General features: G+C 63.7%; 9 protein-coding genes and 1 pseudogene. 3 read left to right on the forward strand and 7 right to left on the reverse strand.

All coding sequences use genetic code 11. The annotated features are described in order from the left end of the window. Window position 1: 1 nt before the first annotated feature. From AC1A0G_RS02665 to AC1A0G_RS02675, 3 genes are all read right to left on the reverse strand, one after another. A complete protein-coding gene (locus tag AC1A0G_RS02665; RefSeq protein WP_476527283.1) occupies window positions 2–922 on the reverse strand; it encodes an energy-coupling factor transporter transmembrane component T family protein in 921 nt (306 codons plus the stop codon). Between the two features lie 220 nt (window positions 923–1,142). Beyond that, a complete protein-coding gene (locus tag AC1A0G_RS02670) occupies window positions 1,143–1,805 on the reverse strand; it encodes an MptD family putative ECF transporter S component (RefSeq protein WP_476527285.1) in 663 nt (220 codons plus the stop codon). 154 nt (window positions 1,806–1,959) lie between these two features. Continuing rightward, window positions 1,960–3,261 carry a putative ABC transporter permease gene (locus AC1A0G_RS02675; protein ID WP_476527335.1) on the reverse strand — a complete coding sequence of 434 codons (1,302 nt, stop codon included), beginning with the start codon at window positions 3,259–3,261 and terminating at the stop codon, window positions 1,960–1,962. Window positions 3,262–4,022: 761 nt separating this feature from the next. Here AC1A0G_RS02675 and AC1A0G_RS02680 point away from each other — a divergent pair. From AC1A0G_RS02680 to AC1A0G_RS02690, 3 genes are all read left to right on the forward strand, one after another. Continuing rightward, a complete protein-coding gene (locus AC1A0G_RS02680) occupies window positions 4,023–6,659 on the forward strand; it encodes a YhgE/Pip family protein (RefSeq protein WP_476527287.1) in 2,637 nt (878 codons plus the stop codon). Continuing rightward, entirely contained in the window at window positions 6,656–8,854 is a 2,199-nt protein-coding gene (locus tag AC1A0G_RS02685; RefSeq protein WP_476527289.1) for a YhgE/Pip domain-containing protein, read from the forward strand. The genes AC1A0G_RS02680 and AC1A0G_RS02685 overlap by 4 nt, the downstream gene beginning before the upstream one ends. Window positions 8,855–9,085: 231 nt before the next feature. Then, window positions 9,086–9,670, forward strand: a complete 585-nt coding sequence (locus AC1A0G_RS02690) for a TetR/AcrR family transcriptional regulator (RefSeq protein ID WP_476527290.1) — start codon at window positions 9,086–9,088, stop codon at window positions 9,668–9,670. Window positions 9,671–10,021: 351 nt separating this feature from the next. On the opposite strand, the gene AC1A0G_RS02695 is transcribed toward AC1A0G_RS02690, so the two are convergent. The 4 genes and pseudogenes from AC1A0G_RS02695 to AC1A0G_RS02710 form a co-directional block, all read right to left on the reverse strand. Continuing rightward, window positions 10,022–10,579 (reverse strand): FMN-binding protein, encoded by a 558-nt coding sequence (locus AC1A0G_RS02695; protein ID WP_476527292.1) that lies wholly within the window; start codon window positions 10,577–10,579, stop codon window positions 10,022–10,024. Between the two features lie 254 nt (window positions 10,580–10,833). Then, complete coding sequence (locus AC1A0G_RS02700) at window positions 10,834–11,637, reverse strand: ABC transporter ATP-binding protein (RefSeq protein ID WP_476527336.1); 804 nt, start codon at window positions 11,635–11,637, stop codon at window positions 10,834–10,836. Window positions 11,638–11,697: 60 nt separating this feature from the next. Beyond that, entirely contained in the window at window positions 11,698–12,342 is a 645-nt protein-coding gene (locus tag AC1A0G_RS02705) for an ABC transporter permease (RefSeq protein WP_476527338.1), read from the reverse strand. A gap of 240 nt (window positions 12,343–12,582) precedes the next feature. Further along, window positions 12,583–13,092: pseudogene (locus AC1A0G_RS02710) on the reverse strand (ABC transporter permease); the annotation flags it as partial. Between the last annotated feature and the right edge of the window lie 174 nt (window positions 13,093–13,266).

Raw genomic sequence — 13,266 nt, forward strand, 5'->3', positions numbered from 1 at the left:
TTCACAGCACGCCTCCGATCGCGAGCGCCAGCGGCGCGGTGCACACGGCCATATACGCCCAGTCGAACCAGCGCATGCGGATCGTGGTCATGCAGGTGTGTTCGCCGGCGATGCCGAGTCCTTTGGTGAGCGCCGCGACGGACAGGTCGCGCGACACGAACGTCGCGTTCATGAGCAGCGGCACGATGATGAATTCCAATGATTGCACCGGGTGGCGCACGAGTGCGAACCGGCCGGCCGCGATGCCGCGCAGGGCCATCGCGTTGCGGATCTGCCGGTAGTCGTGCGCGATGGTCGGGAAGAACCGGATGACGACCATGCACGGGATGACGATCGCCTCGGGCACGCGCATGCGCCGCATCGCGCATACGAATTCGCTGATCGAGGTTGTGGTGAACGCGTACGCGCCGGTGATCAGGCACGGCATCATCATGCGGATGCCAACCGACAGCAGTCCGGCGATGTGGCCTGCCATCACTGCAAACGATGTCGTAGCACCACCGTGTGCACCATCGTTCATCATGCCGATCAGCGATCCACCGGAACCGCCGCCCGAGCCGTCCAGCGTCACCGCATCAGACCACAGTCCCAGCCCGAGCAGCGCAAAATACAGCACCGCCAATCGCAACCCGTTCCGCCACCGCCCAGCCACGAACAGCGGCAGCAGGAACAGCGCAACCATGACCGCCTCGCCGCGCGTATCCACGTGGAAGAACAGCAGCAGGTTCGCGAGCAGCAACAGGTACAGTTTCGCGCGCGGGTCGAGACGTATGCCGTTGTATTGCGACGCGGCGCGTGGCCCGGAGCGTGACTGTGCCCCGTGCGCCTCGATGCGCGACCCGTCACATGGCCCGCTTGACGCATACGATTCGGAGCGCGACCTGACGCATGCCCCATGTGACTCGTGTGGCTCGACCCGCACCCCGTCACGCTCCCCGTCACACAACCTATCACGTGACCCATCACGCGTCCCATCATGCGACACGAAGCGGTCGGAGGATGCGGGCAACTGGCCGATCATGCACACCGCCCGATGCTCAAGCCGCCACGGCCAACGCACACGTTCGCACCACGCATCATCATGCGAACGTACGCACCCGTACACCGGTCACGTAACGCAGTCATCGCAATCGACGCGGTCATCAGGCGATGCCGGCCTTGACGAAGTGCTTCTTGAGGATGCGCTGGCCGAACCAGCCGCCGATCAGGCCGCATACAAGGATCGCGGCCATCGCCACGAAGAACGAGCCGACGCTGATCTGCGAGAACAGGTCATTGATGTACGCCGCGCTCTTGCCACGCGCCTCAAGCGAGGCGACGTACGCGTCCTTCATGAACCACAGCGGCAGGATCGGGCCGGTCAGACCGTAGCAGAACACGACGTAGCCGATGAGGATGGTGACGCGGTTCCTGTAGTTGCCGATGCGGGCGATGAGGTCGCCGGCGAGCGGGAAGACGATGCTCGCGACGAACGAGAGCGCGAAATGACCGGAAACGAACAGGAACAGGCCGATCACGACGCCCATGACGGTGATGCCGCCGAACTTGCCGACGCGCGCGACCGAGAGCATGAACACCGGGCCACAGATGAGCGCGGCAACGGCGGGCAGGAAGATCGTACCCGCGCCGGCGATGAGGGTGGAGACGAGCGTGGCGACGCACACGCACACGAAGTAGAGGGCGGTGAAGATGCCGATCGAGATGAGGTCGGGGACGGCGAGACGGGAGGATTTCGGCGCGGGCTGGACGGTCGGGCCGGGCTGGCTGACATTGGGCTGGTTGGCGGCAGACTGCTGCTGGCTCATGTGATCTCCGATACTGTGCTGGGGTTCCGGTCCCGACATCAGCGGAACACGCGGAACGGACAAACTCCACCCAATCTATCGGGCTTCGCCCCGCGACACAATACCCCCGTTCTCAGCCGGCGTTCGCGCGTCCGACCGCACGGCAGCATCACCCCTACGCGCGCCCGGCCTTGGACGGGTCGAGGCTCATGGTCTGGAAGCGGTTCGCCATGAACTCGTCGCCGAAATGCCGCGCGAAGAAGTCCGATACCGGCGAGTCGACCGCGATGCCGGCCAGGCGCGAATACCACGCGTCCAGCGCCATCAGGGTCATCGTCGCATCGATCACCATGAACACGAGGCACACGAGCGTGAGCGTATACCGCCATCCCCACGGAATCCGCTGGATGAGCGCAAGCAGTCGCGGCAGGATCAGCTTGACCCACGCCAAGCCCAGCAGCCCCCAGAAGAACATGTACTTGCCCGACGTGCGCCCGTCGATCGACAGCCACTGGCCGGTGTAATCCCACGCGGTGATGCCGAACGCGACCTCCATGAACCAGCTCGTCAGGTATTCGAACGTGCCGCCGATCACCGCGCTCGCGCAGAAGATCAGCAGCCAGTTCGCGCGCCACAGCCGGTTGAGCAGCACGGTCAGCAGCACCGCGCCGCAGCCGTAGATCGGCGAGAACGGGCCCCACAGCAGGCCCGCGCGGTCCTGCCATTCACCGCCGTACAGCGCGAAATGGTAGATCGTCTCGATCGCGAGGCCGAACACGCAGCCGACCATGAACAGCCAGAAGATGTTGAAGAAGTCGAGCGAGATGTAGCCTTTGCCGCTCAGGTCGCGACCGGGCATGCCCTGGGCGAGCGCGCGTTCGTATTCCGAGCGCCTGTCCATGTGCCAGAGCGCTGTTTTGAGCCGGCGTTCCTCGCGCAGCGCCGGGTCGACGGTGACGGACAGCGCGACGAGGATGACGAGCTGGACGATCGGCAGGAACAGCGCCGGTTTGAGGCCGTCGAGCGCGACCACGAACAGCCCTTCGGCGATGGTGAGCGGGATGAGCGCTTCGATCCAGCGGGCCGCATGCTTGCGCCGGTTGCGCAGCAGCAGGATGCCGAAGATCATCAGGATGACGGTGGTGACGGAGTTCGTGCCGGCCGACAGCCAGCTGAGGATGGCGGTGAGGTCGGGCTGGGTGACGACGACCTGCCCTGAGGCGAGCGCACGGACGACGGCGATGACGGTGAGCACGATGATCGGGACGGTGGTGATGCCGTAGACGACGAGCACGATGCCGTAGATGCGCGCGACGAGCGGGAGGCGTTCGTCATCGATGTCGACGATGCCGTCGCCGTTGATGTCGCCGGGGATCGGTTCGCCGGCGATCGATGCTTCGGGTCCGCTGGCCGACGGTTCCGTTGACGATGGCGCAAGTTCCGCGGATGACGGCTCGGATTCCGCCGGTTCCGGCATGACCTCCCCAGGAATGCCGATGATCGGTCCGATATCCGTCGATTCGGACCGACCCGGCTCCTCCGCCGGCACGACGGCATCATGCCGAGCAGTACCCTCGATCTGCGCGGTCTCCCCGGTTTGCGCGGCATCCTTGGTCTGGTCTGTTGCTTCGCTCATGCAGTCCACGCTATCAGCGCCGCCCAACCGCGACGGCATCCGGGCGTCAACCATCAACCACCGGCCCTCAGCCATCAGCCTCGGTCACCGACCCCTCTCGCGTGATGTTTTGGCTAGCAGCCAACCGATCCTATCCAAAACATCACGCAAACCAGACCCTTCACGTGACATTCGAGCTATTCAGCACCCGATCCTATCCAAAACATCACGCAAACCAATCTCCTCGCGTGATGTTTTGGCTAGCAGTCAGCCGATCCTATCCAAAACATCACGCAAACCAGACCCTTCACGTGATATTCGGGCTATCAACCACCCATTACTATCCAAAACATCACGCAAACCAAGCTCCTCGCGTGATGTTTTGGCGATTATCCGGCCGGTACTAGCAGATTTGTCACGCAAGAGGATGGGGATACCGTTCGAATGCGGCACGACCGCAGAACCGACGTCTCACATCAGCCCACGCAAAACGATCCACAGGGAGCGTTACACTACGTGATGCGTAGCGCTACGGATTGCGTAGCACTGCAACGCGGAAACGCGCGACGGCACGAACCGCACGCCGCCGACAAACCCGAACCGCCATCGACCGGAAGGATGCCATGAGCAATGTGCTGAAGATACTGCGCCGCGACGCCCTGCGCCTGCTGCGCGTGCCGACCGCATGGGTCATCATCGTCGGCATCACCGTGATTCCCGCGCTCTACGCGTGGTTCAACATCGTCGGTTTCTGGGACCCGTACAGCAACACCAAAGGCGTGCAGGTCGCCGTCGCCAACAACGACGCCGGCACCAGCGACGCGCTGCTCGGCGATCTCGACCTCGGCGACCAGCTTGTCGACCAGCTCAAGGCGAACCACGATCTCGGCTGGCGATTCGTAAGCAAGTCCGAGGCGATCGCGCAGGTCGAATCCGGCGAAAGCTACGCCGCGATCGTCATCCCGAAGACGTTCAGCGAGGACATGGCCAGCGTGATCACGAACGGCAAGAACCGCCCGACGCTCGAGTACTACGTCAACGAAAAAGCGAACGCGGTCGCGCCGAAGATCACCGACACCGGCGCGTCCACGGTCGACACGCAGGTCAACAACGCGTTCGTCTCGACCGCGAGCAAGGTGATCTCCGACGTGGTCAACAAGGCCGGCGACAAGGTCGCCGCGCAGACGAACGACACCACGAGCAAGACGGTCGCGCAGCTCAACGAGACGAAATCGAAGATCGTCAAGGCGCGCGGTTCGATCGCCGATCTGACCGATGCGCTCGGCAAGATCCCGAACAAGACCAAGGACGCACGCGGCACGATCGCACAGGCGAAGCTCACCGCGGCGAACGCCGGCAGCACGCTGGAATCGACCGCTAAGCTCATCACCGACGCGCAGGATACGGCCCGCAGCACGATCAGCAGCACGAGCGCGGCGATCGATCAGGGCACGAATCTGCTGTCGCAGGCGAGCGCGAAGGCGAACGTTGGCATCGCGACGATCACCGGCGGCATGACCAGCGCGAACGCGGCGGTCGGCGACGCGCTCACCGTCGCTAAGCAGGCCAACGACACGACCACCGACCTGATCAACCAGCTCAAGCAACTGCCGTCGACCAGCGTCACCGCGAACCTTATCAGCAAACTCGAAGCGCAGCACACGAAGATCGGCGACTCGGTCAACCGCCTCACCGCACTCAACAGCGACACCGGATCGCTGATCAGCGGCACGCAGAACTCGGCCGATGCGATGAACACGGCAACGCAGACTACGCTCGACCAGACCGCAGCCGCCCGCAAGACGATCGCGAACACCGCGGCGCCGCAGCTGAGCAGCGGACTCGACCAACTCGCCGGCACCGCAACCGGCCTTGCGAACGCTGTCACCAGCCAGGACGCGCTCATCGCGCAGACCGAAACCGTGCTCGACCAGCTCGACCAGGCCGCAGCCAACACCACGCAAGCGCTCAAGCAGACCGATTCGGGCCTTACGAAAGTCGAGACGAAACTCGACACCACCGCCACCGATCTGGCAACGTTGGCATCGACGAACGCACTCGGCCAGCTGCTCGGCACCGACGGCAAGCTCAACGTCTCCGCGATCTCCGCATTCATGCTCTCCCCCACCGTGCTCACCACGAAAACCGTGTATCCGGTGGCCACGTACGGCTCCGGCATGGCCCCGCTGTTCACGAATATGGCGCTGTGGGTGGGCGCGTTCGCGCTCATGGTGATCGTCAGGCTCGAGGTCGACGACGAGGGTCTCGACGAGGAGCCGACCGCGAGCGAACGCTATCTCGCGCGTTTCCTGCTGCTGGCCGTGCCGGCCGCCGCGCAGGGTCTCGTCACCACGGCCGGCGACCTGATCCTCGGCGTGCAGACCGTGAACGCGCCGCTGTTCCTGCTCACCGGCGTGAGCACGTCGCTCGCGTACCTGAGCCTGATCTACATGCTGTCGACCACGCTCATGCACGTCGGCAAGGGCCTGTGCGTGGCGCTGATCATCGTGCAGATTCCGGGCGCGTCCGGCCTGTATCCGATCGAGATGATGCCGAGCTTCTACCGCGGGCTGTACCCGTTCTTCCCGTTCACGTATTCGATCGGCGCGTTCCGCGAGACGATCGGCGGGTTCTACGGCGGTCACTGGGCGCGCGACATCGCGATGCTGCTCGCGTTCGCGGCCGTCTCGTTTGCGATCGGACTGGTCGTGCGCCCGCTGCTGACGAATCTGAACCGGCTGTTCGCGCGCCAGCTCGCCGAGAGCGACATGTTCGTCGGCGAGGAGGTGCAGCTGCCGGACCGACCGTTCAGCATGGCGCAGGCGATCCGCATGCTTGCGGACAAGGACGTGTACCGCGCGGGCGTCGAACGACGTGCGGCCGCGTTCATGACACGCTATCCGCGGCTGCGTCGTGGGGCGCTCGTGGCCGGGCTGGCCGTTCCTGCCGTGCTTGCAGTTACGTTTTCATTCGTGGCCGGAGCGAACGGCTCGGACGTGATCGGCGTGAAGCTCGCCGTGCTGGCGACGTGGATCGTGTGGATTCTGGTCATCATCGGATTCCTGATGGCCATCGAACTCATGCGCGACAGCTTTGAACGGCAGGTCCAGCTGGGCACGTTGAGCGACGACGCGATCCGCGAAGTGATTTACCGACGCAAACGTTCGCGCAAACGGCCTGCACATACGGCGTCAGGGATGCCGGCAGCGCTGTCCGTCGAGCTGCCCGTCATGCACACGGAAGGAAGGCACGCGAAGTGAACGCGATCATCAAGCTGTTCGTCGGCGATCTCAAACGCATCACCGGCAACGTCGTCTCGGTCATCATCGTGATCGGCTTGGTCACCATTCCCGGCCTGTTCTCGTGGTTCAACATCGCCGCGAGCTGGGACCCGTTCTCGAACACCGGTAACCTGAAATTCGCGGTCGCCAGCGTGGACGAGGGCTATCAGTCCGACCTGATTCCGGTCAGGATCACGGTCGGTGACTCGGTCGTCAACGCCCTGCGCGCGAACAGCCAGCTCGACTGGACGTTCACGACTGAAAGCGATGCAATCGATGGCACAAAATCCGGCGAATACTATGCGGCCGTCATCATTCCGAAGGACTTTTCCGAAAAAATGATGACGTTCTTCACGGCCGATACCGTGAGCCACGCGAAGCTCACGTACTACACGAACGAGAAGGTCAACGCGCTCGCGCCGAAGGTGACCGGCCAAGGCGCGGACCAAGTCGCCGCGCAGGTCAACGAGATGTTCGCGAAGACGATCACCGGCACCGCGCTGTCGATCGCATCGAATCTGCTCGACCAGCTCGACAGTCCGCAGGCCACGCAGATGATCGGCTCGTTCAATGCAAAGGTTGGCGATTTCGCGAGCACGCTGGACGATACGGCGGCGACGTTGACCATGTACGGCACACTCACCGATTCGGCCGGATCGCTGATGTCGAGTTCGGTCGATCTGATCGACACCGCGTCGGGTTCGGCGGCGGACGTCAAGTCGCAGGTCGATTCGGCGAAGTCGGGAGCCGCGACAGTGAGCGACGCGCTCGCCTCGGCGACGGGCACGATGACGGACGCGCTGAAGACCAGCGCGAACAGTTTCGACGCGGTGTCAAGCAGCATCGACGACGTGTACGCGAGCGCGAGCAAGTCGAGCGACGATCTTGCGGCATCGCTGACCGCACAGGCTGCGAACGTTGACAGCCAACGTGCGCAGTACCAGTCGATCCGCGACACGGTCGCCGGACTCGATCCGTCCACGACGATCGGCTCGGACGCGCAGGCCACGCTGCTGGACGGACTGGATCGGGTGATCGCCCGGCAGACCGCGCTGCGCGACGCGCTGAACGACGCGGCGAGCGATCTGACATCAAAGACCGCGGACGCGACGGCTCAGCGGCAGCAGATCAAGGATCTTGCGGCACAGGCCAAGGCGAGCGTCACGTCGGCGCAGTCCGACTTCGACGCATCGCTCAAGCCGCAGATCGACTCGCTGGCCTCGTCGGTCACGGATCTTGCCGGCACGCTGACGGCCGGTTCGTCATCCACGGCCGATGCGATCGACGGACTGCGCGACACCGCAGACACGGCCAACGCCAAGCTCGCGGATGTCAAGGCCACACTGAACGAGACGGCCGCGACATTGACGGCCGCAAGCGCGAAACTGAGCGACTTCAACGGGAAAATGAAGGACGCGCTGAGCAGCGGCGACATGGCGCAGGTGCGCGATCTGCTCGGGACGGACACGGACGCGATGGCGTCGACGCTGGCCGCGCCGGTACAGCTCAAACGCAAGGCAATCTTCCCGGTCGCGAACTTCGGCAGCTCGCTCGCGCCGCTGTACACGTTCCTGCCATTGTGGGTCGGCTCGCTGCTTATGGCGGTGACGCTGAAGACCTCGGTGTCGCGGCGCGTGCGCGACGAGCTGGAGGCGGCCGTTGGCCGCCCGGCGCGACCACACGAGCTGTATTTGGGACATTACGGCGTGTTCGCAACGATCGCGCTGCTGCAAAGCACGGTCTCGTGCGGCGGCACGCTGCTGTTCATGCGCATCCAGGCCGTGCATCCGTGGCTGTTCATGCTCGACGGGTGGGTGAGCTCGCTCGTGTACTCGTTCTTTGCGTACACGATGGTGGTGAGTTTTGGCAACGTTGGCAAGGCGATCGGCGTGCTGTACCTCGTGGTGCAGATCTGCGGGTCGGGTGCGGCGTATCCGTTGCAGATCCTGCCCGACTTCGTCTCCGCGTTGAGTCCGTGGCTGCCGATCACGCATTCGGTGACGATGGTGCGCGCGGCGATCGCGGGCATCTATGCGAATGATTACTGGATCGCGCTGGGCAAACTGGCGCTGTTCGTGCCGCCGCTGCTGCTGCTTGGACTGCTGCTGCGCAAGCCCCTGATCGGATTCAACAAGTGGTACGTGGCGCAGGTCGAAAGCACGAAGCTGCTGTGACCGGCCACATTGGCCGACCCCCTACAACACAAGGGTCTCAAGCATCGGGACGACCGTGAACGATCGTTTGCGGTCACCCTCCCCTGCACAGGGAGAGCTCAGGGATGGCTCGATGAACTCGGCCCCGTTCCTCTCTGCTCCCCCTACACAAGGGGGAGCTGTCAGCGAAGCTGACTGAGGGGGTCAACACCCGTCACCCCGACCTATCATGAACGTAACGAAGAAGGAATCATGACTGACTCATCAACGACCGCCGTGCCACCACGCGCCGCGCGCACGCGCGAGGCCACGGATCGCAAGATCGCACAGGCGACGCTCGACATTCTCATCTCGGACGGCATCGGCGCGATGACGATCGAGGAGGTGTCGCGCCGGTCCGGCGTCGCGAAAACCACGATCTACCGACGCTACCGCAACACGGATGACTTGCTGCGCCACCTGCAGATCGAGGCGGTGAGCCTGCCGGAGTTCGGACACTTGGAGACCACGCGCGAAGGGTTGCGGACGTTGCTGGAACGCGTCGCGGCCAGCTTCAACGACGAGATCGGCCTGAAGGCGGTGGGCGTGGTGCTCTCGACCAGCAATGAGTCCGTGCATGGGCTGGCGCGGCAGATTCTTGACCCGGCGCAGCAGCGGTTCGCGCAGTTCATCGCGCGAGGCGTGGACTCCGGCGCGTTCCGCGCGGATGTGGATGCGCGCTTCCTGTTCGGCACCACGCTCGGTTCGATGCTCGCAGCCAAAGCGCTCGCCCCGGATGCAGCCGTCGACTGGCCCGAACGCATGACAGCCCTCCTGTGGCCCGTGCTTGCGAGATAGGATCTGTCACGCTTGATGCGATGACCGATGTTTGACGATGGTGTGACAAGATATCCTGCCACACTATCGTCAAATGCGGCGCGATGGGCAAGGTGTGACATACGAATTGTCACACCTTGGCGAATATCCATCACAAATGCAAGGTGAGACAACAGATTCCTTGAAATTGCAACAATCCCCAGTAGCGCAGAGGGACGCTGTCTGTCACACCCTCCAATACAACACGCTTTTCCAAAAAGCGTGACATGAATCCGTGCCACGCTTTCCCCGCAAAAGCCACTCCACTGCAGGTGTGACACGACATCGTGTCACACTGTTCCCGCAACCACTGTTCTGCAGCGAGTGTGACAACTACTGAACGGAAGCCTCCTGACGGGCTACCTCCAGAGCGGCATTAAAGGCGTCGGTGGTCCAGCTGGCGCCGGCGACCGTGTCGACCTTCAGATCCTTGAGCGGCTTGCCGTCGACCACGCCGTTGATCGCCTCCGCGAAATCGGTCTGGTGCTTCTTCGAGATGCTCGTGAACGGATGCCCGATGATCTCGACCTTCTCGACGTTCTGGTCCTTGACGGTCACGTGCACGTCGATCGTGTCCTCGCCGATCGGCCCGTACTGGCCATTGACCGAATACGTGCCGTCCGCGTAGTTGCCGGTGTCCTTCTTGTCGGACTTCGTGCCGGTGTCTCGGCTGCCTGCGCCGGTCGAAGACGACGAGCCGGAAGACGAGGACCCATCCGACGAGTTCGACTGCTCCTCCTGCGACTGCTCGGTCTCGCCCGAATTGCCGGAATACTCGTCGTTCATCGGCGTGGCCTTCGGCTCGCCGCATCCGGCCAGCATCGCGCCGGCCACCACCAGTCCGGCCGCCGCCGCGACCGCGGACTTCTTCAACGTGTTCGTATCGCTCATATCACTCCACAGTAGTTGATCTCATGGCCCTCACTGTCATTTCGACCGAGCGCCAGCGAGCGGAGAAATCTCTACCATCCAGCGAGGTATCAAGATTTCTCGATTCGGCTTCGCCTCACTTGAAATGACAGAAGAGAATCCACGCCGGCGGATTATTCCTCACCGTCCTGCAATTACGGACCGACCTATCGGTCGGGCTCAACATTACCTCACAGCTGCCGCTGTTCGGCCAACTCTACGAATAGTCCACAGGACTATTCGCTCACGAGTTGGCCCGTTTTCGCGGCCTTGGTCGGGTCGGCGAACCCGATCGCGGTCTCGCCGGTCTGCGCGCCCTCGACGGCCGCACCGGTCGACGCCGGGCGCCCGCCCGCCGCCTCGTATGCGGCGCGCGCGGCCTCGTCGTTCCACTTCTCGCCCACGAGCACGCCGTGGTTGAGCATGATCTCGCGCTCGGCGCAGCTCGCCACCAAAGCGTCATGGGTCACGACGATGATCGTCGTGCCCTGCTCGTGCAGCTGGCGGAACAGGTCGAGCACGATCTTCTCGTTCTTCTCGTCGAGGTTGCCGGTCGGCTCGTCCGCGAGGATCAGCTTCGGATCGTTGATGAGCGCACGCGCGATGCACACGCGCTGCTGTTCGCCGCCGGACAGCTGGCTCGGCAGGTGGTGCGCGCGGTCCTTCAGCCCTACGCGGTCCAGCGCTTCGAGCGCCTGCTTCTCGTCGACGACCGAATGGTAGTACTGCGCGACCATCACGTTCTCCACGGCCGTCAGATGCGGCACGAGGTAGAACTTCTGGAACACGAGTCCGATGAGGTTCTTGCGCACGTCCGCGAGCTGGCCGGCGTTCAGATCCTCGAGTTTGCGCCCTTCGAGTTTGACCGAGCCGCGCGACGGCGTGTCCATGCAGCCGATCATGTTCATGAGCGTGGTCTTGCCGGAGCCGGACGAGCCGACGATCGCCAGCCACTGCCCGGCCGGCACGGTCAGGCTCAGGTCGTCCACGGCGTGCAGATCGCCGTAGATTTTCGAGATATGGTCGAGTTCAAGCAGCATATCCATGATGTTTCCTTACGTTATTCACAAGCGTTGTTCACGAAGCCGTAAGCCGACGGATTATTCCTCGCGCAGCACGACGGCCGGGTCGATGCGCGTGGCGCGGTGGACGGGCGGGATGGACGCGACGACCGCGACGATCGCCGCAAGCAGCACGGACGCGACGCCGAGCCACCAGTTGAAGCCGATCGAACGCTCGAACACGGCCACGCACAGCCATTGCGCGAGCCCGTAGCCGATCGCGGTGCCGACGAGGCCGCCGATGAGGCCGTACATGGCCGATTCGACGTAGAATTCGATGCCGATCGCCGACGAGCTGGCGCCGAGCGCCTTGCGCAGGCCGATTTCGTTGCGTCGCTGCGAGACGATCGAGCTGATCGTGGTGCCGACGCCGACGAGCGTGAGCACGAGCACGACGAGCGAGACGATCCAGAACAACGTTTGCAGCATGGTGATGATGCGCGTGTCGGATGCGGTGATCTTGGTGACCTGCTGCGCCTTGACGTGCATGGAGGTCATGTCGTTGATGCTCTGCACGAGCGCGTTGAGATCGTTCGCACCGGCGGAGTATTCGATGACGTCGACGCCGCGTGTGACGCCGGTGAGCTTGTTGACGTCGGCGTTGGTGGCGTAGATGATCGAGTCCTCGCTGCCGCCGGTGTCGACGATGCCGGCGACGCGGAATTCGGTGCCGGACGTGTCCATGATGTCGCTGGAGACGCGGCCATCCTGGGTGGGCTGGCCGGAGGACTGCGTGTTGGACGTGCCGTTGGTGGTGGAGGTGGAACCCGTGTTCCCTCCCTCAGTCTCGCTGCGCGAGCCAGCCTGCCCAGCAACTGCGGAGTCTTCGGCCGTTTCACTGGAGCGACTGTCGTCGCTCTCTCGCCTAGAAACGCCGCCGGCGTTTCCTTCACGGCTCGACCCAGCCGAGGGGGCCGAGGAGGTGGAGGAGTTGTCGGAGGCGCGGTAGCCGATGGTGATGCGCGAGCCGACCTTGAGGCCGATCGCGTCGGCGATGTCGCGGCCGATGAGCACCTTGCCGTCGGACGGCCATGAGCCGTCGATCACCCAGTGGTGGTTGAGGTTCTTCACCTGCGCGGCGTCCACGCCGGCCATCACGTACGGCGCGGCGTTCACGCGAACGTTCTCATACCGGTAGGTCGCATGCTTCTCGGACCCCTTCGCCGCGACCATTTCGGTGGTGTGCTCGACCATCGCCTCGTCGATGCCGGCCTTGTCGGCCGACGCGGTGGACGAGGTCGGCGTGACGATCAGGTTCGCGCCGTACGCGCGCATCTCCTCGTTCATCTGCTGCGGCACGGCGATGCAGATCATCGCCAGGCAGAACAGCGTGGCCGCGCCGACGAGCGACGCGACGACCGCCATCATCGCACGCGAGCGCCGCCGGAACACGGCGCTGAACAGCATGCGGAAGAACATTCCGGTATTCGTCATCTCACCACTCCTTTCTCGTCGTACCGATGCGTAACCCTGTCATTTCGACCGAGGCGACAGCCGAGCGGAGAAATCTTCTCCCGAGGAACGACCCTGCGGCAACCAACGCCATACGCGTCGCAAGGAAGAGATTTCTCGACTCCGCTACGCTGCGCTCGAAATGACACTGTGAAG

Source organism: Bifidobacterium sp. LH_230 (assembly GCF_056357555.1).

What these genes read in the sequence shown, in the direction of transcription:
- AC1A0G_RS02675 (WP_476527335.1), bottom strand. Translation starts at nt 3,261, where the DNA reads ATGCCGGAACCGGCGGAATCCGAGCCGTCATCCGCGGAACTTGCGCCA.
- AC1A0G_RS02700 (WP_476527336.1), bottom strand. Translation starts at nt 11,637, where the DNA reads ATGCTGCTTGAACTCGACCATATCTCGAAAATCTACGGCGATCTGCAC.
- AC1A0G_RS02680 (WP_476527287.1), top strand. Translation starts at nt 4,023, where the DNA reads ATGAGCAATGTGCTGAAGATACTGCGCCGCGACGCCCTGCGCCTGCTG.
- AC1A0G_RS02695 (WP_476527292.1), bottom strand. Translation starts at nt 10,579, where the DNA reads ATGAGCGATACGAACACGTTGAAGAAGTCCGCGGTCGCGGCGGCGGCC.
- AC1A0G_RS02670 (WP_476527285.1), bottom strand. Translation starts at nt 1,805, where the DNA reads ATGAGCCAGCAGCAGTCTGCCGCCAACCAGCCCAATGTCAGCCAGCCC.
- AC1A0G_RS02690 (WP_476527290.1), top strand. Translation starts at nt 9,086, where the DNA reads ATGACTGACTCATCAACGACCGCCGTGCCACCACGCGCCGCGCGCACG.
- AC1A0G_RS02705 (WP_476527338.1), bottom strand. Translation starts at nt 12,342, where the DNA reads ATGGACACGTCCGGCACCGAATTCCGCGTCGCCGGCATCGTCGACACC.